The organism is Dysgonomonas sp., from assembly GCF_035323175.1.
Classification (GTDB): domain Bacteria; phylum Bacteroidota; class Bacteroidia; order Bacteroidales; family Dysgonomonadaceae; genus Dysgonomonas.
The window spans coordinates 126549-152516 of sequence record NZ_DAOKYH010000001.1 but is presented as its reverse complement, the minus strand read 5'-3'; the positions used below and the strand labels follow the sequence as shown (position 1 = coordinate 152516).

At 34.2% G+C, this 25968-nt stretch carries 23 protein-coding genes; 21 read left to right on the top strand and 2 right to left on the bottom strand.

Going from position 1 to position 25968, the window contains the following annotated elements:
* Position 1 precedes the first annotated feature (1 nt).
* From PKC55_RS00650 to msrC, 16 genes are all read left to right on the top strand, one after another.
* Entirely contained in the window at positions 2-1081 is a 1080-nt protein-coding gene (locus tag PKC55_RS00650) for a Wzz/FepE/Etk N-terminal domain-containing protein (protein WP_291130563.1), read from the top strand.
* 23 nt (positions 1082-1104) lie between these two features.
* Complete coding sequence (pseB, locus tag PKC55_RS00645; RefSeq protein ID WP_291130566.1) at positions 1105-2115, top strand: UDP-N-acetylglucosamine 4,6-dehydratase (inverting); 1011 nt, start codon at positions 1105-1107, stop codon at positions 2113-2115.
* On the top strand, positions 2112-3299 hold the full coding sequence (gene pseC, locus PKC55_RS00640; protein ID WP_291130570.1) for a UDP-4-amino-4,6-dideoxy-N-acetyl-beta-L-altrosamine transaminase: 1188 nt from the start codon (positions 2112-2114) through the stop codon (positions 3297-3299). The genes pseB and pseC overlap by 4 nt, the downstream gene beginning before the upstream one ends.
* Entirely contained in the window at positions 3292-3963 is a 672-nt protein-coding gene (gene pseF / locus PKC55_RS00635; RefSeq protein ID WP_291130573.1) for a pseudaminic acid cytidylyltransferase, read from the top strand. The genes pseC and pseF overlap by 8 nt, the downstream gene beginning before the upstream one ends.
* Complete coding sequence (locus tag PKC55_RS00630) at positions 3960-4916, top strand: ATP-grasp domain-containing protein (protein WP_291130575.1); 957 nt, start codon at positions 3960-3962, stop codon at positions 4914-4916. The genes pseF and PKC55_RS00630 overlap by 4 nt, the downstream gene beginning before the upstream one ends.
* On the top strand, positions 4897-5946 hold the full coding sequence (locus PKC55_RS00625; RefSeq protein ID WP_291130577.1) for a PseG/SpsG family protein: 1050 nt from the start codon (positions 4897-4899) through the stop codon (positions 5944-5946). Before PKC55_RS00630 ends, PKC55_RS00625 begins: the two co-directional genes overlap by 20 nt.
* A 49-nt stretch (positions 5947-5995) precedes the next feature.
* Positions 5996-6427, top strand: coding sequence for a GNAT family N-acetyltransferase (locus PKC55_RS00620; RefSeq protein WP_291130579.1), 432 nt, complete (start codon positions 5996-5998; stop codon positions 6425-6427).
* Positions 6424-7431 (top strand): pseudaminic acid synthase, encoded by a 1008-nt coding sequence (gene pseI / locus PKC55_RS00615; protein ID WP_291130581.1) that lies wholly within the window; start codon positions 6424-6426, stop codon positions 7429-7431. The genes PKC55_RS00620 and pseI overlap by 4 nt, the downstream gene beginning before the upstream one ends.
* Positions 7432-7466: 35 nt before the next feature.
* Positions 7467-8513 (top strand): hypothetical protein, encoded by a 1047-nt coding sequence (locus PKC55_RS00610; RefSeq protein WP_291130583.1) that lies wholly within the window; start codon positions 7467-7469, stop codon positions 8511-8513.
* Between the two features lie 15 nt (positions 8514-8528).
* Positions 8529-9821 carry a lipopolysaccharide biosynthesis protein gene (locus PKC55_RS00605; RefSeq protein ID WP_291130586.1) on the top strand — a complete coding sequence of 431 codons (1293 nt, stop codon included), beginning with the start codon at positions 8529-8531 and terminating at the stop codon, positions 9819-9821.
* Between the two features lie 2 nt (positions 9822-9823).
* Positions 9824-10753: a hypothetical protein gene (locus PKC55_RS00600; protein WP_291130589.1), complete on the top strand. Its 930-nt coding sequence runs from the start codon at positions 9824-9826 to the stop codon at positions 10751-10753.
* Positions 10754-10855: 102 nt separating this feature from the next.
* Positions 10856-11875 carry an EpsG family protein gene (locus PKC55_RS00595; protein WP_303895587.1) on the top strand — a complete coding sequence of 340 codons (1020 nt, stop codon included), beginning with the start codon at positions 10856-10858 and terminating at the stop codon, positions 11873-11875.
* 11 nt (positions 11876-11886) lie between these two features.
* Positions 11887-13023 carry a glycosyltransferase family 4 protein gene (locus PKC55_RS00590; protein ID WP_291130594.1) on the top strand — a complete coding sequence of 379 codons (1137 nt, stop codon included), beginning with the start codon at positions 11887-11889 and terminating at the stop codon, positions 13021-13023.
* Positions 13024-13033: 10 nt separating this feature from the next.
* Positions 13034-14155: a glycosyltransferase family 4 protein gene (locus tag PKC55_RS00585; protein ID WP_291130597.1), complete on the top strand. Its 1122-nt coding sequence runs from the start codon at positions 13034-13036 to the stop codon at positions 14153-14155.
* A 231-nt stretch (positions 14156-14386) separates the two neighbouring features.
* Positions 14387-15544, top strand: coding sequence for a glycosyltransferase family 4 protein (locus tag PKC55_RS00580; RefSeq protein ID WP_291130599.1), 1158 nt, complete (start codon positions 14387-14389; stop codon positions 15542-15544).
* Between the two features lie 8 nt (positions 15545-15552).
* The gene (gene msrC / locus PKC55_RS00575; RefSeq protein WP_291130602.1) at positions 15553-16035 is read left to right on the top strand and encodes a free L-methionine (R)-S-oxide reductase MsrC; all 483 of its coding nucleotides are present in this window, start codon (positions 15553-15555) and stop codon (positions 16033-16035) included.
* Between the two features lie 6 nt (positions 16036-16041).
* On the opposite strand, the gene PKC55_RS00570 is transcribed toward msrC, so the two are convergent.
* Positions 16042-17871: an SLC13 family permease gene (locus PKC55_RS00570; protein ID WP_324371811.1), complete on the bottom strand. Its 1830-nt coding sequence runs from the start codon at positions 17869-17871 to the stop codon at positions 16042-16044.
* Positions 17872-18340: 469 nt separating this feature from the next.
* On the bottom strand, positions 18341-18868 hold the full coding sequence (locus tag PKC55_RS00565) for a hypothetical protein (RefSeq protein ID WP_135104785.1): 528 nt from the start codon (positions 18866-18868) through the stop codon (positions 18341-18343).
* A 395-nt stretch (positions 18869-19263) separates the two neighbouring features.
* On the opposite strand from PKC55_RS00565, the gene PKC55_RS00560 reads away from it, so the two are divergent.
* The 5 genes from PKC55_RS00560 to PKC55_RS00540 all read left to right on the top strand — a co-directional run bounded on the left by PKC55_RS00560 (position 19264) and on the right by PKC55_RS00540 (position 25954).
* Positions 19264-19818 (top strand): nucleotide exchange factor GrpE, encoded by a 555-nt coding sequence (locus PKC55_RS00560; RefSeq protein WP_135104784.1) that lies wholly within the window; start codon positions 19264-19266, stop codon positions 19816-19818.
* A 15-nt stretch (positions 19819-19833) separates the two neighbouring features.
* Complete coding sequence (dnaJ, locus tag PKC55_RS00555; protein WP_135104783.1) at positions 19834-20970, top strand: molecular chaperone DnaJ; 1137 nt, start codon at positions 19834-19836, stop codon at positions 20968-20970.
* Positions 20971-21121: 151 nt separating this feature from the next.
* Entirely contained in the window at positions 21122-22216 is a 1095-nt protein-coding gene (locus PKC55_RS00550) for a Nif3-like dinuclear metal center hexameric protein (RefSeq protein ID WP_252638566.1), read from the top strand.
* Positions 22217-22327: 111 nt separating this feature from the next.
* A complete protein-coding gene (locus tag PKC55_RS00545; protein ID WP_135104781.1) occupies positions 22328-23083 on the top strand; it encodes a zinc ribbon domain-containing protein in 756 nt (251 codons plus the stop codon).
* Between the two features lie 327 nt (positions 23084-23410).
* Entirely contained in the window at positions 23411-25954 is a 2544-nt protein-coding gene (locus tag PKC55_RS00540) for an adenosylcobalamin-dependent ribonucleoside-diphosphate reductase (protein WP_283685862.1), read from the top strand.
* The last annotated feature ends 14 nt before the right edge of the window (positions 25955-25968 follow it).

Sequence of the window (25968 nt, the reverse complement as noted above, 5' to 3'; positions counted from 1 at the left end):
AATGGAAGGACTAAAAAGACAAGATAATATATCAGAGGAAAAAGAGATAGACTTATTGGCATTGGTAAACAAAATCTGGCTAAAGAAAAAGTTTATACTAAAAGTTGTCGGTATAGGTTTTATTTTCGGATTGGTAGTTGCCTTTAGTATACCTAAGGAATATACAACGACGGTAATATTAACCCCGGATTCACAGTCTCGAAATACTGGAACAATAAGTTCTTTAGCTGCATTAGCAGGAGTTAATCTTAACAATAATTCAGGTGAAGATGCTTTAGCTTCACCGAGTTTATATCCCACGATATTTAGCTCAACATCATTTCTTAAAGGTTTATTTGAAATTCCGATAAGCGACAGTGATAATAAGATAGAGACTAACCTCTATACCTATATAAAAGACTACGAAAAGGAGGCATGGTGGGGATATATATTGAATATTCCTTTTTATCTAAAAAGATTAGTTACTTCAGCTGAACAAACAAGTGAAAGCAAAGAAAAATCTCCAAGAGTACTATCGAAGGAAGAAACAGCAGTAATAGAATCATTAAGAAATAAATTAACAGTTAGCTCTGACAAAAAGACAAGTACCATAAGTATAGATGTCACCATGCAAAGCCCAAAGGTATCAGCGTTCATAGCAGATACTCTCACTTCATATCTTCAATCTTACATTATACAGTATCGGACACAAAAAGCCAGAGAGGATTTACTTTTTGCAGAAAAACTTAATCAAGAAGCTAAGGAAAATTATAATAAAGCACAGTCGACTCTTGCTTCGTTTATTGATGGTAATATGAATGTAGTTTCTGCAAGATATAGGACTACACAAGAGAGACTGCAAAATGAGGTAACACTTGCATACTCTGTATATAATCAAACAGCACAACAATTACAAATGGCTAAAATCAAAGTACAAAACACAACACCTGTATTTACAATTATACAACCTTCTATAGAACCGTTATACGCATCGAAGCCACAAAAAAAAATAATATTATTTGGAGTTTTATTTCTATCTTTTGTAGGAGCTTCAATATGGATTTTAAGAAAGGATATATTAAAACGATTAGTGAATAATTAAATATTTAAAAGAATCTAAATAGAATGTTAAACAATAAATCAATTTTAATTACAGGTGGAACCGGCTCCCTAGGAAAAGCCCTTACTAAATATATAATAGATAAATATCCACTAGTTAAGAGACTTATAATCTTTTCCAGAGACGAGCAAAAACAGTTTCAGATGTCACAAGACTATCCGAAAAACAAATATCCTCAAATTCGATTCTTCATAGGAGATGTCCGAGACAAAGACCGATTAATCAGAGCGCTACAATCTGTAGATTATGTTATTCATGCAGCAGCAATGAAACATGTTCCTATTGCCGAGTATAACCCCGATGAATGTATAAAAACAAATATAAACGGAGCTCAGAATGTAGTCGAGGCATGTCTTGCTACAAAAGTTCAAAGAGTAGTAGCATTATCTACAGACAAGGCTTGCGCTCCAATAAATTTATATGGGGCAACTAAGCTAACATCTGATAAATTATTCGTTGCAGCTAATAATATAAAAGGAGATAATCCTATATGTTTCTCTGTTGTACGTTATGGTAATGTAATGGGATCTAATGGATCTGTTATCCCATTTTTTATAAAGAAAAGAGAAGAAGGCATGCTCCCGATTACTGATCCGAGTATGACCCGATTCAACATTTCATTGCAAGGTGGCGTAGATATGGTTATGTATGCGCTGGAACATGCATGGGGCGGAGAAATATTCATACCTAAAATTCCATCATATCGCATAACTGATTTGGCAACTGCAATTGCTCCAGAATGCAAGCAAGTCAATGTAGGCATACGACCTGGCGAAAAAATACATGAAGAAATGATAACTTCATCAGACTCTTTCCATACGTACGATCTCGGCAAATATTATGTAATTTTACCTGTAACCCACTCTTGGAAACTAGACAGTTTTATCGAAAAGTATAATGCAAAGCCCGTAGCGAAAGGCTTCACCTATAACTCAGGTGAAAATTCCGATTGGGAAACTGTTGACAGTTTAAGGAAATTAATAAAAGAACACGTTGATTCAACATTTAAGATATGAAAGCAATACCATATGGACGTCAACACATAACGGAAGAGGATATTAAAGCAGTTATAAATGCTTTGCATTCAGATTTTCTTACTCAAGGTCCTAAGATAGCTGAATTTGAAAAAAAATTTGCAAACTATATAGGATGCAAATATGCTGTGGCTGTAGCAAATGGAACAGCCGCCTTACATCTGTGTACGATGGCTTTAGATATAAAAGAAGGAGATAAAGTAATCACTACTCCCATCACCTTTGCTGCATCTGCCAATTGCGTCCGCTATTGTGGGGGTGAAGTCATATTTTCTGACATCAATCCAGAAACATATCTATTGGACTATGATAAAGTAGAGACATTAATAAAATCAAAACCTAAAGGCACTTATAAAGGTATAATCCCTGTTGATTTTGCAGGAAGAGCAAACAATTTGGAAAAATACAGAAGGTTAGCGAATGAATATAATTTATGGATAATAGAAGACGCATGCCATGCACCAGGAGGATATTTTATAGATAGCAAAGGTCAAAAACAATTTTGTGGGAATGGAAGCTTTGCAGATCTAGCTATATTCTCATTCCATCCAGTAAAACATATAGCCTGTGGTGAGGGTGGTATGATAACAACTAATGATGAAAAGTTATACAAGAAGCTTATACTTCTAAGAACTCATGGTATTACTAAAGATAGTTCTATCTATCAAAATACGACCGAATTTGCGAATGGTGTCAGAGAGGTTGACTGCTATCCAGGATGGTACATGGAGATGCAGACCCTTGGGTATAACTATCGTTTAACGGACTTCCAGTCTGCATTAGGTATCACTCAGCTGAAAAAGGCTGATGAAGGTTTAGCTAAACGAAGAGAAATAGCAAAAAAATATAATCAGGCTTTAAAAAATAAGCCTTATATAAAAAGGCAATCAGGGGTAGTCGAAGGTCATGCATATCATTTATATGTAATCGAGGTTACTGATAGATTGAATCTATATAACTATTTAAGGGAGAATAATATTTTCGCGCAAATACATTATATACCAACACATTTAATGCCTTATTATAGGGCGTATGGTTGGGAAGAAGGCGATATGCCTCATTCAGAAGAATATTATAGGCATTGCCTGAGTCTACCAATGTACCCCACTCTGACAGACGAGGAACAAGATTATGTGATTGAGAAAATAAAAGCATACTATGAATAACCTAGCGATTATTCCAGCCAGAGGAGGAAGTAAAAGAATACCCAGGAAAAACATAAAAGATTTTTTAGGGAAACCAATTATTGCTTACTCAATTCAAGCGGCAATAGATTCCGAATTATTTGACGAAATAATAGTATCGACAGATGATATGGAAATAGCTCAAATAGCAAAACAGTTCGGTGCTAGTGTTCCTTTTATGCGTAGTTCTCAAAATGCAAACGATCATGCTACGCTAGCAGATGTAATAGATGAAGTAAAAGAGTCATATCTGAATTTAAACAAACAATTTAAATATATTTGTTGTATTTTACCAACAGCTCCATTAATTACAAGAGAAAATATACAAAAAGGCTATTCTATATTAATAGAAAATGGCGTTGATTCAGTCCGCCCTGTTATTCGTTTTTCTTACCCCATACAAAGAGCTATAAAATTAAATGATGGTAAAGTATATATGTTTTATCCAGAATATCAGAATACCCGATCCCAAGATATAGAACCAGCATATCACGATGCAGGACTGTTTTATTGGATGAAGTTTGATACATCTTTAAGAGGCTCTAATAAATACGGTTTTGAATTGCCAGAATCTCAGGCTCAAGATATTGACACAGAAGAAGATTGGATACTAGCAGAATTAAAATATAAAATGTTGCATAAATGAACATACTAATTTCAGCTGTTGGACGGCAATCATTTTTAGTCAATGCTTTCAAAGAAGCATTGAAAGGTAGAGGCAAAGTTTTCGCGACTGATTGTGATGAAAATGCTAAAGCATTAAAAATAGCAGATAAATCATTTATTGCCCCTCCATTCAGTTCAGAAAAATACATTCTCTGGATGCTCGATATCTGCAAAAATCATAAAATAGAACTACTATTATCTTTTAATGTTGATGACATAATCATTTTGGAAAAATACAATAAAGCATTTTCAAATATTGGATGTATATTACTTGGAGCAGATTATGAAATAGTCCTAAAAACAAATGATAAATACCAACTCCCATCATTGTCAAAAGAACTTCATCTACCAAGTGCTAAAACATGGTTAATGGATGCTCAATTTAACATCAAGCAATGCGATCAATTTCCACTCATTGCAAAACCTAGATTCGGAAAAGGGGCAAGGGGTAATGAAATTATTCATAATATAAACGAATTAAAACAATTTATTAGTACAACGAGCAAGAATACTCCATATGTTATCCAAGAAATGCTTGAAGGTGTTGAATATGGCTTTGATATTATAAATGATTTACAAGGTAACTTTTTAAGAGTATTAGGAAGAAGAAAGATTACTCAAAAAGGAGGTGAATCTTTTCAAGCGAAAACAATAAATCCAGCTTTTTGGGAAAACACAGCAAGAATATGGAGTGAGAAACTGAAACATAAAGGAACAGCCAACTTTGATGTAATTTTCAAAGATGGGAAAGGATACTTAATCGACATAAACCTAAGATTTAGTGGAGATTACATATTTAGCCATTTAGCAGGGGCTAATACACCTCAAATAATTGTAGATAACTTTAGAAAGAAAAAAATTGAAAATAATCAGTATTGTCCACAGTTTGAAATCGTAGGAGAACGCACAGAAGATGGAGCAAAAAGGATTTAAAAGGAAAACAATAGCTTTTATTACTGAAGCCAATGAACAAATTGGTTTAGGGCACTTATATCGTTGTATGGCTCTAGCCGACGAATTCATAAAAAAGGATATTAACGTTATTTTTTATTGTAATGGTATAATAGGGGAAAAAATAATCCTTGAAAATTTAAAAAACATCAGAGTTGTTCAATTATCAGCATTGTTCAAGAAGTTAAGTAATTGCTCTCTAGTAATTTTAGATTTATACAAAAATTCATGGAAAGAATATATTGATATTGTAAATAATATACAAGCTCCTACTGTTAGCATCATTGATCATGTTTTTAAGGACTATGGACTGGAAACTGATTACATATTCCAGATAGGTTTTCAGACACATAAGTATAAGAAAGAGATAAAAAAACTAGAAAGAGATAAAAAGATTAGAATCTACACAGGGAATTCTTTATTTATTTTTCGAGATGAATTTAAAAATAAAAAAATCTTCAATGTAAAAAAACAAGTAAACAAAGTCTTAGTCTCAATGGGAGGGAGTGATCCTTACCAATTAACTGAAATGGTTGCAGATTCTTTAGAGCTAATTATGTCTCCACTTACAGTCAATTATATATTGGGAGCAGGATTTAATTACCAAAGACTAAAAGAACTCCGCTTAAAGCACCTAAAATCTATTCATCAAATAAAATATCACCAAAATATAAACAATGTGGCTGAAATCATGATGAAAAATGATATTGCTGTAATTAACGGAGGAAATACTCGATTTGAATTGGCTTTACTAGGAATTCCTTTTCTAGCGCTTTCATTTAATGAAGAACAGAACCAAATAGCAAGATCCCTACAAAATGAAGGAATAGGCATAAGTATGGGATTTTATGATGATTTAGTTTCTAAAAATATTAGTGAATATATTATTAACTTTATTAATGATTATGAAACGAGGAAATCTATGTCGAAATCAATGAAAAGAAAAATAAGTAATAATAATAAAATTATAGATCTTCTTTCTAATGAAGTATTATTTTCGAAAGATTTATAATAGCGAACTCTCAATTGCATATAATTTACATTGCAACCTAGTTGAAAGGATGCTACAAAAAGGTATCAGGCAATGGCTTCAACCTATAGATATACAAAAATTAATTGATAGGCAGACAAAAGGTGAAAATTTTGGACTGTTTGACAAAGAAAATGAAATGAAGGTTTTCCTTAGCCTAACAAAAAGGAGCGATTATCATGAATGGAAAAGCTTTTTGACATTGAGCAGTTCGATTTGGTTAAATACAGTGTCTGTAAATACGAATAACATAGAAAAAGGCTTAGGGAAAATTGCAATTCAATATGCATTGAAATATTTAAAAGAGAATTCAGTAAAAGAACTATATTTAGATTGCGTTATAAATGATGGCTTTCTTGTGAATTATTATGAAGGGCTCGGTTTTACTAAAATAGCCGAAACATTAGCTTCATATAGATCAGGACATTTCCTTGTTGCCCTCATGAAAAAAGAGATAAAATGAATAAGAGTAATACTTTCATTATAGCTGAATTATCAGCAAACCACAACAATGATTTCAATCTTGCTGTGAATACTATTCAAGCAATGGCTAAAGCTGGGGCAGATGCAGTTAAAATACAAACATATAAACCACAAAGTTTGACCCTGAATTTAGATACAGGCTATTTTGCCCCACGCAGTGAAGGTTTGTGGAAAGGTTATACCCCTTGGAATCTTTTTGAAGAAGCTTCGATGCCATATCAATGGCAACCTCAATTAAAAAAGATTGCAGAAGATCTAGGATTAATCTTTTTTTCTTCACCTTTTGACATAGAAGGTGTTGACTTTTTAGAATCAATAGATATTCCAATTTATAAAGTAGCTTCCTTTGAAATAACAGATATACCTCTTATTGAGCACATTGCATCCAAAGGAAAACCTATGATTATTTCGACTGGAGTCGCTGAACTTGGTGATATTGATTTAGCCATAAAAGCATGTCGGAAAATGGGGAATAATGACATTACACTATTAAAATGTACCTCAGAATATCCTGCAACTATCGAAAAAGCAAATTTATTAACGATAAAAAATCTGAAAGAAACTTTTAATGTAAAAGTAGGTGTATCAGATCACACTTTAGGTTCAACAGTTCCTGTTGTATCAGTGGCCTTAGGTGCAACAGTTGTAGAGAAACATTTCATACTGGATAGAAGCATGGGAGGTCCCGATGCGTCCTTTTCCATGGAGCCAAATGAGTTTTACGAAATGGTATCGGCTGTAAGAGAGGCAGAACAATCTCTAGGAATTATAACATATGATATATCAGAAAAAGATAAATCAAGAAGACGGTCTTTATTCGTTACAGAAGACATTAAAGAAGGAGACTTTATTACCGTAAATAATGTACGCTCAATACGTCCAGGATATGGACTACATCCAAAATATCTACCTGATATACTAGGGAAAAAAGTTAATAGAAATATTAAGAAAGGAGAACCTTTTAGTTTTGATTTTTTACAATAATGAAGGAAATATTATAAAAAACTGAAAAGAATGTTATGAGTAAACTTGGATCACTACTAATACTGTTTCTATTATACTTTTTACCGTCTTGTTCTAAGGAAGAGGATAGTGATTTATCATGGAATGAACCTGGCATTATTTCGTTTGAATGCATATGGAACAAAAGTCCTCATTGTGCATTCACAGATCTCATTAAATTCAATAGCAAGTATTACTGTACTTTTAGAGAAGCTTATGAACACATACCCTCATCATCTAAATCATATGGAAAAATAACAATATTAGAATCATATAATGGTATCGAATGGTATCCCGCATCGTATATCGTTGATAAGGGATACGATCTTCGCGACCCTAAATTTTCTATAACCCCAGATAATAAACTAATGGTCGTTTATGGATGCTCAGTTTTGAATGATCAAAACAAACTTATATTTCAAAAAACAATGAATTCCTTTGCTTCTATGAGTTTACTTGATAGTAATCAATTATCAATCAGTGCAAGCAATAATATCAAAATTTCAAACAGCGATAATGTATTTTCTCAATATTGGCTATGGAAAGTTGTGTGGCATAATGGTATTGCATATGGAGTTGCTTACTCATCACCCAAGAATCCCATCTTAGTATCTTCAAAAGATGGGATAAACTTCGAAGTTATAGCAGAGTTGGTTAATAATACAAATGAAGCAGATATTCATTTTTCTACAAACAATGATATGACTATCATTATCCGCTCTAATGGATCTAATGGCTACATTGGTAAGGCGAAGTACCCTTATAATAAATGGGATTGGCATACCTTAAATCAACGTATAGAAAGCCCAAAAATCATAGAAATTAAGGATAAAATATTTGTTACTGGTAGGGGAAATAGCGGAGGAAACGTCTTGTATCATTTAAAAGAAAATAATAACCTGGAACTTATTTATACGTTTCCGGGCAGAGGGGATTCTGCGTATCCTGGGGCTATTGTAGTTAAAGATCAGCTTTGGGTATCATATTATACTACTAATCATAAACATTCGTCTATCTATCTGGTAAAGATATCCATAGAGAATATACTAAATAAAATAAATTAAGATGTTTTTATTCTAATGGATAATATTATTAAAAATAATATACTCATAGGAAATATTAAAAAGTTAAAATCTAATTCGAATGTCAGAAATGGCTTTCTATTTACCTTTTTCGCTTTTTTAAATAACGGTATCAATTTTTTATTACTTTTTATTCTTGCTAGATATCTTTTACCAGAAGGTTATGGCAAACTAAATTTATTCACAACTCTAATCACAGTTTTAGCTATTTTATTATCATTAGGGACAAATGGATATATTGGGAATAGCTATTTTCGTAAAAGTGAAACGGATTTTAAGAAAGTAATCAATACTGTATTTTCAATAGCTTCTGTAGTACTTATACTAATTATTATCATTTTATTAATTGTTAAAAATGAACTACAGGAAATATTAGGTTTCTCGATAGGATATCAAATCATTGCTGCTTTAATCTGTTTCTTTCAACTTTTTACTACTGTAAATCTGGAGATCTGGAGACTTAAAGAACAACCCATAAGATATGGACTATATAGCCTGGGGACTGTTTTTCTGAATTTTATATTAACCTTAATTTTTATAATTTCATTCCATATGGATTGGGAAGGACGCATATATGCCCAATTTATTGTTGCGGGAATATTCTTCTTTATTTCTTTATATTTTTTAATATACAGAAAACTTTTAGTTTTTCAAAGAATAAATATCAGAATACTTAAAGAAAGTCTATCATACGGAGCCCCGTTAATCCCACATCTAACAGCAGGATGGCTTAGACAAGGAATGGACCGATATATAATGAACTTCTTTTGTGGCTCTACATCTGTCGGACTATTCAGTTTTGCTCTTAATTTTGGTAACATTATTAATATAATAGGGGTATCTTTTAATGCATCAAACTCTATTTTCTTATATAAAAATTTATCTAATCAAAATAGTAAAACCAAAGGACAGTTATTAAAACAAACTTGTTTGATGAGTTCATTTTTTTTTATTCTAACAACGGTCATCTTCATTGGTTCATATATCCTAATACCTTATTTTTTCCCTAAATACGTTGACACTTTACCTCTTCTTTTTCCATTATGTTATGCTTCTTTTTTTCAATGTATTTATTATTTATTTGTAAACTATTTATTCTATTATAAAAAAACCAAGAAATTAATGTTTATTACAACTTTGGTATCTATTGGTCATTTTATCCTATCTTTTGCTTTTACTCGTTATTCAAATATATATACTGCATACATAAATTTATTTAGTAACTTTTGTATATGTATGTTGGTTCTAATTTACAGTCAGAGGATATATCCATTAATAAAGAAAGATTAAACATGAGAAGTGCATTTTTAATATCCAAACCATTGCAATATTTCAATTCGAAAAATATACCAAGTGAAAAATTTGAAAAAAAAGATTGTTTTCTTGTTAATAATTTTTTTGATGCTCCCGAATTTGCAGGTTATATAAAAAAGATAAAATATTGGAACAAAGTTATGTTATTCCCTAATGATTTTGCTGCTATAATATATTTCATTGTCAACTCAAGAAAATACGATAATTTGTATCTTTACTCTGATATATCAACCATTATAACTATTTTATTATTTTTTGTAAAGAGAAAAAATATTTCTACTTACGAAGAAGGCTTTGGCTCATACAGATACTTTCCATACAGAAGTAATGGTGTATTTTTCAATAAAATCAGAAAAATATTTAAAGTAACTAATTGGATGGGAGGTAATGGTTTGACCAAAACTATATTTGTTTACCATCCTACTGTATTAAATAGATTAGTACCAGAATCAAAGGCGAAGAAAGTAAAAAAACTAACTAGTTCATTTTATGAATCTGCAATAAACTCTCTAGAAAGTAAATATTTTTTCAATGAGATAGATTTTGCATTATTAAAAAATAAAAAAATCTTTTTATTATTAGGTTCATGGAATATTAACTCTAATTATAAAAAAATATTGAACGATTTTCAAAATTACACTACAATCTTAAAGCCTCATCCACATTTTAGATCTTCTCTAGAATCATATGATTTTGATTTTATTATAAAAAAAATGCCTGCTGAATTACTAATAGTTAACCTAATAAAAATATGTAGCAAAGTTGTTGTGGTACATGAAAATTCGACAACAATAATTTATCTACCACTTTCTACACATGATCATATACAGGAGATTAACATCAGCAACAACGAGAAATCCAAAAATATATACGAAAATATTAAAAAGAATATATTGTTAGATTTGTAAATATTAAAAGTACATTATAATTAATTTATTGTGAGTATCTACATTTTCCTTTTTAGCTTATTATTTGCATTCTCATTAGCAGAGTTTGTTGATAAAAAATTAATGGATAAATATATCAAAGTTATTTTAATAATAGTGAGTTTTATACTGCTACTATTTGCTGGAACTAGAGAAATAGGCTTTGATTATGACCAGTATGTAGATATGTATAAAACAATCTCTTTAAAAGATAGAATTTATATAATTTATACTATAGAGATTGGTTATGCTTTCTTTACATCCCTTTTCAATTTTATTGGATTGGGTTTTCATGGATTTCTTTTTTGTTTGTCTGCTTTTCTAATATTTTCAAGGCTTTACTTTTGTCACAAACTATCTCCTTACCCTTTACTCTCAGTCTTATTATATTCGACAACATTATTTTTAGTTTCGGATATGGGACAAATCAGAAATGCTATAGCTTATAGTATTGTGATGTTTGCTTATATTGCTTATATTGATAATAACAAGAAAAAAGCATGGATTCTATTCTTTATCGCATGCTTCTTTCACAATTCAGCATTTATTCTAATTCCTGCATTTTTATTACTTAAATATATAAAACAGCTATCTTTTAAATGGGTTTTAATCATTTTGGTAGCCTTATTACCTCTCGTAATTTTTGATATAAGAGATAACTTCAGTTACATAGTTCCTTATATGCCCACAGATTTAGGGTTAAAGTTTAGTGCATATATATATTCTACAACTTGGGGACAGCAATTAGGTATTAATATGTCTTTCATGTTGAGGATAGCTATTCTGCTTTCACTATTCGCCTATAGAAGAGAAGGTGAGAAAAAAATTTCTTATTATAATACTATTCTATCCATTTATGTTATGGGTGTATTTATTTTTATGTTGTTCAATTCCATACAGGAGTTTGCTATTCGATTTGGAAATTATTTTAAATTTTTAGATTTAATTATATTACCTATTTTTGTATATTTAACAAAAAATAAAATACTTAAAGTTATAGTTTATATTGCAGTAGTTTTATATGCTGTATGGTCATTATATAAGCTTTTATCAGATCCGGGTGAAAGTTCATATTTTATACCATATAAAACTATACTTTTCTAAACATATTCTATATGAAAATAGTCTATTGCATATATGGAACATTTAATTCAGGAGGGATGGAACGTGTTTTGTCCATGAAGGCTAATTATTTAGCAGAAAATCTGGGATATGATATATATATCATAACAACAGGGCAAAAAAACAGAAAGCCTTTCTTTCCTCTTTCTCCCAAAATCAAAACACATGACTTAGCTATTAATTATGCAGAAGAAAATGATAACTCTGTATTCAGAAAAATATTGCCTTTCATTTCAAAACTGATATTCCACAAAAAAAAACTTACAGAGTTTCTTCTTAAAACCCAGCCTGACATTACAATTTCTATGTTTGGAAACGAAATGTTTTTTATTAATAATATTAATGATGGAAGTAAAAAAATAATTGAATCTCATTTTAATAAATTTCACAGACTGCAATTAGGACGAAAAGGGATATTTAAATTGGCTGATTTGATAAGGGATAAGTTCAATACAAGGCTGTGTAAAAAATTCGATAAACTAATACTATTAACCAACGAAGATAAAGGATATTGGAAAGCCTTTAAGAACTTAGAAGTGATTTCCAATCCGTGTATGCTAAAATCCGCTAATAGAGCTAATTTATTATCTAAACAAGTTATAGCCATAGGACGTTATACATACCAAAAAGGATTTGATTTATTAATTGACAGCTGGAGCATTATTCATAAAAAACATCCTGAGTGGATATTAAAAATAGTAGGGAGTGGTATATTATATGAAGAATTGAATGAAAAAATAAATAAACTTAATCTACAGAGTGTCATTAGACTAGAAAAGACTCAAACAGATGATATTCTAAAGGAGTACTTGTCAAGTTCAATTTATGCGTTGTCTTCAAGATATGAAGGTTTTCCGATGGTACTATTGGAAGCTTCCGCTTGTGGACTACCTATTGTAGCTTTCAGATGCAAGTGTGGTCCATCCGATATTATAAAAAATGGAGTCAATGGTTTCTTGGTAGAGGAGGGCGATATAGAAGATTTTGCTAATTCTATCAACAAACTAATTGACAATGAAGAGCTGAGAAGTAACATGGGTTGGAATAGCTATCAGACTTCACTACTTTATGATATTGACAGTATTATGAAAAATTGGATACTCTTATTTAATAATCTATTAAATAATTAAATAGTCTGGTATGAATATTATAAAAAAAAGAGTCGTATTTGATGCACGAATGATTAATAATTCGGGAATAGGTCGATATATAGATAAAATATTAATAAATACATTACCTCGTTTCTCTAATTTAGTTGTTTTAGGTGATGAAAAGTATCTGGAAACGAGATTAAAAAATGAAAATGTTTCTATAATTAATTTTACTGATCCATTTTATTCTATAGCGGAACAAATAAATTATCCCAAAATTATCCCAAAGTGTGATTTATTCTGGTCACCTCATCTTAATGTGCCTTTATTTCCTATAAAAGCAAATAAAAGACTTGTTACTCTTCACGATGTCTTTCATTTGGCATTCCATAATACATTAACTTTATCCCAAAAAATATATGCTAAGGTTGTTATTGATGCAGCACTACGAAAATCAGATAAAGTTATTACAGTATCAGAATTTTCCAAAAAAGAAATTATAAAATATACCAATAAAAAATATGAGAGTAAAATCAAAATCGTTCATAATGGCGTGGATCCTATCTTGGGGAATAATGGTAATACTTCAAAAATCGACCAAATAAATTATGATTATTTTTTGGCTGTAGGTAATATTAAACCTCATAAAAACTTTAGAAGAGCTATTGAAGCATATAAACTGTTTTTACTAAAAAACGAGAAAGAACAAAATATTCCTCACTTGGTTATTATAGGGAAGATGGATGGTCTAATAACAGCTGATGCTTCTGCCTTTGATATTGTGGAAAAACATCCTCTTCTTAGAAAATATGTTCACTTTTTAGGTAAATTATCTGACTGTGAACTTAAAATGGCGTATAAACGAGCATTGGCCTTAATATTTCCTTCTATATATGAAGGTTTTGGATTTCCTCCCCTTGAAGCAATGCTAGAAAACACACCTGTTATTATTTCTAATGCAGCATGTATGCCTGAAATATGTGGAGATGCTGCAATATATTTTGACCCTTATGACATACATGATATTTCTAATAAAATGAATGTTATATTAAAGAATACGGCTGTAAGACATAATTTAAAAGAGAAGGGCCTTCAAAGAGCAAAGATGTTTACCTGGGAAAATGCAGCGAATTCGACTATTTCTATTATAGAAACACTCATAAACAAATAATCGTTGAAGGTTTAATAATTAATACATTATTAGGTTACAAGGGATAATATATATAATGACGTTAGAACTAGAATAGAACATAAAAGTATTGTAAAGTATCTTTTTATACATGGTTCTCTTATTTATAATAAGAATAAGAATAAGTAAAAACTACGACTTTTAGAATCGAATAAAAAAGAAAATTATGTAATCTTAATAGATACTCTTGAAGATCCCCTACAGAAAAAAGTCATGAATATTGTAGAAAACCAAAAATTTCTTGGGATGAAGAATAAAATAAATTTACTATATATAACACAATCTTTTGGTGGAGTAGAAATATATATTCGTCAGATTATAGAACGACTAGATCAAACAAAGTTTGCATTAACAGTTATTGCACCTCCTAACAAGGCTTTTTCTGAGTATTGCAAAGAAAAAGATATCGAATGTTTAACTATCGATATGGCCAGAGGTTTCAATGTATGGTTGGATATAAAATCTTTTCTACAAATAAGAAAATTAATAAAAAAAATAACCCCAGACATTATACATCTTCACAGTTCTAAAGCTGGCTTTATTGGAAGAATTGCATCGAAACAACTAAACAAAAAAAGTATTTTTACTCCACATGGAATTTCCTATATGTCTTTTAGTGGAATAAAAAGAGCTACATTTCTTTTAGTTGAAGCATTAACAAGCAAATATACCTATAAAGTCCTGGGATGTTCTTACTCTGAATCAATAAAGATGCATTTTGAAATTGGGATCCCTAATTATAAGATAGATGTAATACCTAATGCGATTCCCATAGTAACAAAAGAAACAAAGAGATTATTTAATACTCAATCTGATGTAATAAAAATAGGTACTATTGCACGTCTAACTTATCAAAAAAACCCTTTATTACTTGTAGAAATAGCTAATCAGGTATTAAAGAAATATCCTAATGTTCATTTCTCTATATTAGGTTCAGGACTAGATGAGCATTTGAAGGAGGAAACTCTAAATCTTATTGATAAGTATAATATATCAGACAAGTTTAATATTCTACCATGGGGAGATAGAAATATTTCTCTAGAATATCTCAAATCACTTGATATTTTTATTCTTACATCTATATTTGAAGGTCTTCCTCTGTCTTTATTAGAAGCGATGTCTTTAGGTACTCCTTGTGTAACAAGCAAATGTGATGGCTGTAACGATGTTATTCAAAATAATGAAAATGGATTTTCATGTATGACAGTAGATGACTATATACAGGCAATATCAAATCTTATAGAGGATCAATCATTGCAAAGAAGAATTGGAGAAAATGCATATAGTTTTGTAAATAAGAATCATAATATAAACCATTTTATAAAAAAATTAGAATCCTATTATGAGAAAATACATATAGATTCTTACTGAAAAACATCATGTCACACTCTCTCCACATATCCACTTCTTCCAAAGAAGAAAAATACCTCACTCTCCTACCCCAGCTAAAAGGCTTGCTTGAAGGGGAGACAGACACTATTGCCAACATGGCAAATATATCTGCTGCCTTGAAAATGACGTTTGGATTTTTCTGGGTAGGATTCTATATAGTAAAAAGAGAAGAACTTGTGCTCGGCCCATTCCAAGGAACAATAGCCTGCACCCGTATCAAATACGGTAAAGGCGTTTGCGGCACAGCATGGAAAGAAAAGCGAACAGTTATAGTAGAGAATGTTAACGAATTCCCCGGACATATAGCTTGTGATGCCGCTTCGCAGTCCGAAATCGTAGTGCCTCTATTCAACCATAACGATGTGATCGCTGTTTTGGATGTAGATAGTGAACACCTCAATCATTTCGACAAAACGGACGCTCTCTACCTCGAGCAGATAGTGAAGCTCCTTGAAGATAAAATCAATTAAATCGTTTTAGAAAGGAAACAATAAAGGAAGAGCCAGTATCATAATTATTCCCATAATCACTTGCAAAGGCAAGCCGACCTTCATATAATCCATAAAGGTATAACGCCCCGCAGTCATCACCAATGCATTGGGCGGTGTAGAAAACGGAGAAGCAAAACACATACTGGCCGCAACTGCTACAGCAAACAAGAACGGATAAGGACTTATGCCCATCCCCTCAGCAGCCTTTAAGGCTATAGGTGTAAACAGCACCGCTGTGGCAGTATTACTTATAAACATAGTGAGCAAAGACGTACAAAAGTAAATCCCCGCAAGCAACGCATAAGGGCCCATATCGCCCAAATGATTAACCAAAGAACCTGAGATAAGAGTATCTACTCCTGTATTCTGAAAAGCAGTAGCCATCGGCAACATTGCACCAATCAGTACTACACTTTCCCAGTTTATACTATTATACGCTTCTTCCATATTACGAAGACAGCCTGTTACCACCATCAGCACAGCAGCTAACATAATAGCAATCACCGAAGGGAGAATCTCTAACACCATTGCCAATACCATCAATATCATTATACCGGCTGCAATAGGAGCATTCTGATCCAATGTTACTTTAGCTGCCTCTTTCAGTGGTTGACCTACAAGCACCAGATCATCCTGCCTGTTGTCTAAGTTTGCCAAATCTTTCCAAGTACCCTGTATAAGAAGAGCATCCCCCGAATGCAACTTGGTATCTTTAATGTCCCGCATCTTATATTCATTCTGACGCTGAATACCCAACACATTTACGTTATATTCCTCCCTGAAACTAATTTCAGAAATTGTACGATTTATTAATCTGGAATTAGGCATAATAAATATCTCTGCAATACCCGACTCCTGAAATCCTGCGAATGGAGTTTCATCGGATTTTTTCTCCAAATGGAGATCATTATCAGAAACAAATCTTTCTATATTTTCTATATCTCCGAGGCAATATAATACATCATCTTTCAATATTACCGACTTGGGGCCTGCAACCTCCTCTATAAACTTTTTTCTGAATCTCGAATTACCATTCTTACGTATAATTTTACTGATACTTATATCGTAGGCTGAAGCAATCTTTAGTTCGGCAAGCGTTTTGTTCAACAAAGGCGAATCAGACTTTACCTCTACCTTGTACGATTGTTGTTGCAGTTGGTATTCCTGAGCCAATTCAACCAAAGATTTTCCTTCTTTCTTCTTGCCCGATGATGAATCACTCTTTGAAACAAGCAACTTACTCAAGAAGAAAAGAACTACAACACCAATACCCAACGCAATGAAACCGATAGGCGCAAACGAGAAAAAGGATAATGCCTCATATCCTGCATCAACAAGCGCATTCTGAATCACAAGATTGGGAGGTGTACTAATCAACGTAAACATACCCATACTACTGGCAAAAGCCAAAGGCATAAGGTAACGACGTGGACTTATATTGGCACTCGCAGCCATACTCACAATGATAGGCATCATCACGGCCACAGTGCCCGTATTACTCACAAAAGCCCCGATAGAGGCCGTAACCAACATTACCAGAATAAAGAGTTTATTCTCATTCTGTCCTGCAGTCTGAAGTATTTTACTACTAATCATCTTTGCCAAACCTGTGCGGAAAATACCTGCTCCTACAACAAAGAGACCAATCATCATAATTACAACCGAATTGGAAAAACCGGCTAATGCTTCGGTAGGAGTCAAAACTCCGGTTAATGCCAACATGAGCAAAGCACATACAGCTACAAGGTCTGAGCGAACCTTTCCCCGCATGAAGAAAAAAGAAGCGACCAACAAAGTTGCTAATGTTATATTGATAGGAGATAGTAAAGACGAAAGTTCCATTTGCGTAATTGTTTATAATTCCTTTCCAGTTTGTAAACAATGCAAAGATAAAAAATACTGATTCATCCAGCTACTTGTTTCTAACAACAACAATAAAAAGATAAGAATTGTTTGTATTTTTTCACTTTCGTTGAGTACGAAGTCTTTTTATAGAAAAAGGGATATTATACGAAGGATTCTCTTACGGCTTGCTAAGGAGAGAAATTTAGTTGTCTCCGAACAGAATGAAGCGCCTAAGGCTTAACAGTCTACAAGCAAGACTCCGTTCCGTTCAGAAAACAACAACATACAAACACGCTTCTGTGTACAAAGATACTTATATGTGAAAAAGGAATATCTTTCTATAAATTATACTCTAAAACACTACAAAAACAAGAATGTTCACACATTATGTTATACGCTAATATTTTTTAAATGTTACACGAATATCAAAAATATATTTTTAATCAATAATACCTCCGATAATACTTCTGATACTTATACCTGTAAAACAATCATCTTGGCAACCCTTCTCATTATAACCACACAAGGAAATCATTCCATCATTTTTTGTTTCAAAGTAAGTTTCTGTCCCTTTCCTTTTTTTCAACCAGTCTTGTTCCGCCCTTTGATAAACTTCATCAAGAGTTAAAACATCCGATGCCGGCGTATCTTTATGACTACCTAGTTGCAATCCTGTTTCAGTCCATTCCAATTCAAGATTAGGACTTACTTCACTCGGATAGCCAGTATATTTAAAGCTTCGCTGATTTACCTTGCCATTATAAACAGTGATAGTCGTTTGCCACGAATAACCAACCCATGTAGCTCCGGTTGTTGTATATTCGTATGTATTATTAGTTTGTTTCTTAAAACGATTCCAAACTTCCTGACTATCCTTGAATTTATCTTCATATTCAAAATCGCCTTTATCACAAGATGTAAAAGCAAAACCAACGAACAATAGTATAAGTAGCATTTTATGTTTCATAGTCTATACACTTTGGGGTTCTTTATTAGCAATATATTATTTTTTCAAACTAGATGTTTTTATTTTAGCAATACTTTCTGAATAGAAATAAGCAAGTTCATCTCCTATAATATTATGATGCAATACGAGTCTTTTTCGTTGCATTTACTTTTTATATATCTCAAAAAATAAAGCTTGACAATTTAAGGGTATATCAATCCGTTCAGCACAACAAAGATACTCTATATATTCTTTGAAGTACAATCGATATTTTATTTGAGAATTGAGACTCCATCAGAATTTTGGCAAGCCTTTTGCTATATACTTATCAACATCAATTTGGATACAATAAATTACGCTTGTTAATTTATTGACAATATCTTTGTTATTAGCTGAAAATAAAATAAATATAAAATATGAAAGAGGATATTTCTGATAAAGATCTTGAGAGAGATGAATTTGTAGAAACAGACAATCTGACAAATAATCAGACAGAAGAAAATGCAGGAGACGAAGCAAGTGACAATGTGACCGATTGGGAAGCAAAATACAATGAGCTCAACAACTCTTACCTGCGCCTTAATGCTGAATTCGACAACTATCGCAAACGTACATTGAAAGAAAAAGCCGAGCTGCTTAAATCAGGTAGCGAAAGAGTGTTGCTTGACATCATAGCGGTAGTCGATGACTTTGAGAGAGCATTAGACAACATCTCAAAAACGGAAGACATAGATGCTGTAAAAGAAGGTATAGATCTTATATACAGCAAGTTTTCAAACTTCCTCACCAAGCACGGAGTAAAAGAGATAGAAACCATTGGTCATGCATTCGACACCGATAAGCATGAGGCGGTAACTACTATTCCGGCTCAGAGCGAAGAAGACAAAGACAAAATCATAGACAGTATACAGAAAGGATATACACTCGATGATAAAATCATCAGATATCCTAAAGTAATTGTTGCAAAATAAAACAAGAATATTTCGATGGCAACAAAGAGAGACTACTACGAAGTGCTGGAGGTAACCAAGACCGCAACATCTGAGGAAATAAAAAAAGCATATCGCAAAAAAGCAATTCAGTATCACCCCGACAAAAATCCGGGAAACAGTGAGGCAGAAGAAAAATTTAAGGAAGCTGCCGAAGCCTACGAAATACTGAGCGACGAGCAGAAACGTGCCAAATATGACAGATACGGACACGAAGCTCCGGGCGGATTTGGCGGCGCAGGAGGATTCTCGATGGATGACATATTCTCTCAGTTTGGCGATATATTCGGCGGGCACTTTGGAGGAGGATTTGGCGGATTTGGCGGGCAACGTGGCCCTAGAACAAACAGAGGTTCAGACCTTCGTGTAAAAGTCAAATTATCTCTGAAAGATATCGCATCGGGCGTAGAGAAAAAAATAAAAGTAAACAAATTTGTTTCTTGTACGCACTGTAAAGGTACAGGAGCCGACAAAGGTACAGCCTACGAAACATGTTCGACCTGTAAAGGCTCGGGTGTTGTTACTCGTGTGATGAACACCATTTTGGGGCAAATGCAGACACAATCTACCTGCCCGACATGTAACGGTGAAGGAAAGACCATCACAAAAAAATGTGCTCACTGTGCCGGAGAAGGTATCACCCGCGAAGAAGAAGTGATAACCATCAACATTCCTGCCGGAGTAGCAGAAGGCATGCAACTATCGATGAGTGGTAAGGGAAATGCAGCCCGCCATGGTGGTATAAATGGCGACTTACTTATCTTGGTAGAAGAAGAACCGCATCCTGAGTTGTTCAGAGACGACAATGATATAGTTTACAACCTACTGTTAAGTGTTTCTACAGCCGCACTGGGTGGTAATGTCGTTGTACCTACTATAGACGGAAAGGTAAAGGTAACGATAGAACCGGGAACACAACCGGGTAAGGTTTTGCGACTCAAAAATAAAGGTTTGCCAAGCATCAACAGATACGGCACGGGAGACTTGTTGATAAACATCAGTGTGTATATTCCCGAAAACCTGAGCGACAGCGAGAAAGAAACCCTCACAGGATTGGAAAACTCTCCTAACTTTCAGCCTAGCAAATCGGTAAAAGAGAAGATATTCACTCATTTCAGAAAAATGTTCGATTAATCTCAATATTATTTAGATAAATAAAAAGCAATTCTTCCTTCTATAAGGGAGAGTTGCTTTTTTATTTCTCCTGATCTATATAAATGATGTAATATTTCATTTTCTATTATATCTTTGTTATAACCTAACGTTTATACAAATACAGCGAGCGATGAAGATTAAAGATATTCTGCATGTCATAGAACAGATTGCCCCTATTCCTTTGCAGGAAGGATTTGATAATAGTGGAGTGCAAATAGGAGATATACATCAGGAAGCCAAAGGCGCAATTGTTTGTATAGACGTCACCGAGGCTGTAATGGACGAAGCGATAGCCTTAGGCTGCAATCTGATCATATCGCACCATCCTCTGGCGTTCCGCAGTTTCAAATCTCTCACAGGCAAAAATTATATCGAACGTTGCATGATAAAGGCATGCAAGCACGACATCGTTGTATATGCCGCACACACGAATCTGGATAATGCCTCGGAAGGAATTAATCAGTATTTGGCTGATATGCTCAACCTGCAACATGTAAGGATTCTTGATCCGCAAAAGGACAAACTACTTAAGCTTGTAACCTTTGTTCCACATTCACATGCCGAGCTTTTGCGCAACACATTATTCAATGCAGGAGCCGGATCGATAGGCAACTACGACTCGTGCAGCTACAATATTACAGGAGAAGGAACATTCAGAGCAGGTGATGAAGCCAAGCCCTACTGCGGCGAAATAGGCGAATTACACACCGAACCCGAGACACGCATCGAAATGGTATTGCCTGTATACAAGCGGTCGGAAGTTTTGCGCGCACTCATTTCCGTACATCCCTACGAAGAACCCGCATACGATTTCTATGCTTTACAAAACGAGTGGAGTAAAGCTGGAAGCGGTATCGTGGGTACACTGCCCGAAGAGATGGACGAAGAAGATTTCTTATACTTACTAAAAGACACATTCCACCTCAATATGCTGCAACACTCGCCTTTGCGTGGCACACCCATACGCGATGTGGCTATATGCAGCGGCAGCGGGGCATTTCTTATTCCGAAAGCAGTTTCTTACAGCGCTGATATTTTCATCACGGGAGAGGCCAAGTATAACGACTTCTATGACGTAGAAGACAAAATATTGCTTGCAGTGATAGGACATTACGAGTCTGAAATTTTCACAAAGAATATTTTTTTCGATATTATTTCAAAAAAATATCCTACCTTTGCAGTATATATGTCAGGGTTTGACGTAAATCCTGTAAAATATTTGTAATCAGGCGGTGACGTACTCCCGCTTATTACGGATGATGTAGTAAGAAGATAGTTGAAGCTATTCGATTACTGCATTTTTTTATGATAGAAATTCAATAAACAAAAATATCTTATGGCAAAAAAATCTACAGAAAAAGAAGTAACGGTAGAAGAAAAGCTACATACGCTTTATCATCTACAGCTGAAACTATCTGAAATAGATAATATCAAAATCCTACGTGGAGAACTTCCTCTTGAAGTAGCCGACCTTGAAGATGAAATCATCGGATTGGAAACTCGTATCAAAAAACACGAGGCTGAATTAAAAGAAGCTGATACTGCAATTTCGCATCAAAAGCAAAAAGCAAAAGACAGCGAGCTCAAAATTGCAAAATATAAAGAACAGCTTGATAATGTTCGCAACAATCGTGAGTTTGATCACCTCAGCAAAGAGATAGAGTTCGAAACATTGGAAATTGAGCTTTCAGAAAAACGTATCCGCGAATTTAGCCAGGATTCTAAAAGCCTTGCTGAGCAAATAGAAAAGAGCAAAGCTTTTCTTAGCGAACGTGCTGCCGACCTTGCTCAAAAGAAAGAAGAACTGGATGGCATTGTATCTGAAACAAAGCAACAAGAAGAACAACTTCGCGACGAAGTGAAAGATATCGAGGCCGAAGTAGAACCTCGTTTATTACAAGCCTTCAAGAGAATTCGCAAAAGTGCACGCAACGGTTTGGCTGTTGTATGTATAGAGCGTGGTGCTTGCGGGGGTTGCTTCAACAAAATTCCACCACAAAAACAAATGGATATCAAAATCGGTAAGAAAATTATCGTTTGCGAATATTGTGGTCGTATCATGATTGATCCGGAACTGATAGCAGCAGAGTAACTTATCAGAAAATAACATATTTTACAAATAATCGGAAAGGTTAAAAAGATCTTTCTGATTATTTTTTTTGCTCTTTTCTTAAACATTATCTTCCACATCTTGTTCTATTTATTATACAGTGAAAAACAAAACGGAAAACTTTTCTCCAATATAAAATTTTTATGCATCTAATTTTCAGACAATTAAATTTTAAAACGGAAAACTTTTCACTTTGTTAATAAATATATATTGCAAAATTTGTTTCATCATCACATAATCTGTAATATTGCATTAACAAAAAAAATCAAGAGAAACAAACGAAATAATTTATATAAAAAACATAAACAAATGGCACAGAAGGTTTACACTTTTGACGAGGCGTATAAAGCCGCACTTGATTACTTTAACGGTGATGAGCTAGCCGCTAAAGTATGGGTTAACAAATATGCCCTAAAAGATGCGACAGGCAATATCTACGAACAATCGCCCGAAGATATGCATTGGAGATTGGCGAACGAAATAGGCCGTATAGAATCAAAATATAAAAATGGACTCACTACCCAAGAGCTATACGACTTGTTTGACCAATTTAAATATATTGTGCCACAAGGAAGCCCAATGACAGGGATAGGTAATGACTATCAAATAGCATCATTGTCGAACTGTTTTGTTATCGGCATGGATGGATCATCGGATTCGTACGGAGCTATTATCCGCGTCGACGAAGAACAAGTACAACTAATGAAACGCCGTGGAGGTGTTGGACACGATTTATCACACATACGTCCTAAAGGATCTCCGGTAAAGAACTCAGCTCTTACATCTACCGGACTTGTCCCTTTTATGGAAAGATATTCCAACTCTACACGTGAAGTCGCTCAAGATGGACGTCGTGGAGCCCTTATGCTTAGCGTATCTATAAAGCACCCTGACTCGGAATCGTTCATTGATGCAAAAATGATAGAAGGGAAGGTTACGGGCGCCAATGTTTCAGTGAGGATAGACGATGCCTTTATGCAAGCAGTAGTAGACGGAACACCGTATACTCAGCAATACCCAATAGACTCGAACAACCCGACTACAGTAAGAGACACTAACGCTACCGACCTGTGGAAAAAGATAGTTCACAATGCATGGAAATCGGCCGAACCGGGAGTATTGTTTTGGGATACCATCATCAGAGAATCTGTGCCGGACTGCTATGCAGACCTTGGATTCAAGACTATATCCACAAATCCATGTGGAGAGATTCCTCTTTGTCCTTATGACAGCTGCCGTCTATTGGCTATCAATTTATATTCATACGTAGTGAATCCATTCAAGGAAGATGCATATTTCGACTTCGAACTATTCAAAAAACACGTAGGACTGGCACAACGAATCATGGACGATATTATCGATCTTGAAACCGAGAAGATAGATAAGATCCTGAACAAAATAGAAATTGACCCTGAAAACGAAGAAGTAAAATGGCCTGAAAGACATCTATGGGAAAAAATCCGTAAGAAAACACTACAAGGCCGCCGTACAGGAGTAGGTATCACAGCCGAGGGCGACATGATTGCCGCTATGGGCTTGCGCTACGGAACAGAAGAGGCTACAACTTTTGCCGAAGAAGTACACCGCACACTGGCTATTGCTGCATACCGTGCTTCTGTGGAACTGGCGAAGGAACGTGGAGCATTCGAGATATTCGACATCGAACGTGAAAGAAACAATCCTTTCATCAATCGTTTGGCTGAAGTTGATCCGAAACTATACAAAGACATGGAAAAATACGGACGTCGCAACATAGCATGTCTTACAGTAGCACCTACAGGAACAACAAGCTTGATGACACAGTCGACATCAGGTATCGAGCCGGTATTCCTCCCGGTGTATAAACGCCGCCGCAAAGTGAATCCGAACGACAAGGAAGTACGTGTAGACTTTGTTGACGAAAACGGAGACTCTTGGGAAGAATATGTCGTATTCCACCATAAGTTTGTAACATGGATGGAAAGCAAAGGATATCCTGCTGCCAAACGATATACAAATGAAGAAATAGACAAGATGGTTGCCGAATCGCCTTACTACAAGGCTACTTCAAACGATGTAGACTGGCTACAGAAAGTAAAAATGCAGGGACGCATCCAAAAGTGGGTAGACCACTCTATCAGTGTAACCATCAATCTGCCATCAGATGTTTCGGAAGACCTCGTGAACCAACTTTATATAGAAGCATGGAAAAGCGGATGTAAAGGATGTACTGTATACCGTGACGGATCACGTGCCGGAGTTCTTATTGCCAACGACAGCAAAAAAGAAGAAGAAGACTGCGGAGACTGCTACGAACGCCCTCAGATAGTAATGGAACGCCCTCGCGAACTGGCTGCGGATGTCATCAAATTCCAAAACAACAAGGAAAAATGGATTGCTTTCATCGGCTTATTAGACGGACGCCCTTACGAGATCTTTACCGGATTGTCGGACGACGACGAAGGTCTTGTGCTTCCGAAGAACATCAATCAAGGTGTGATTATCAAAACAATGAACGACGAAGGTCAACGTTCATACGACTTCCAGTTTAAGAATAAGAGAGGTTATAAAACAACAATCGAAGGACTGAACGGCAAGTTCAACCCGGAGTTCTGGAACTACGCCAAACTGATATCGGGAGTGTTGCGTTACGGAATGCCTATCGATCAGGTTGTAAAACTTGTTCAGGGACTTGAACTCAACAGCGAAACTATCAACACATGGAAGAATGGTGTTGAACGTGCACTGAAGAAATACCTACCGAACGAAACAGAAGCCAAAGGTCAAAAATGTCCTGTCTGTGGATTAGAGACATTGGTATATCAAGAAGGTTGTATGAAATGTACAAACTGTGGTGCATCGAAATGCGGATAAAGCATTTTTCAATA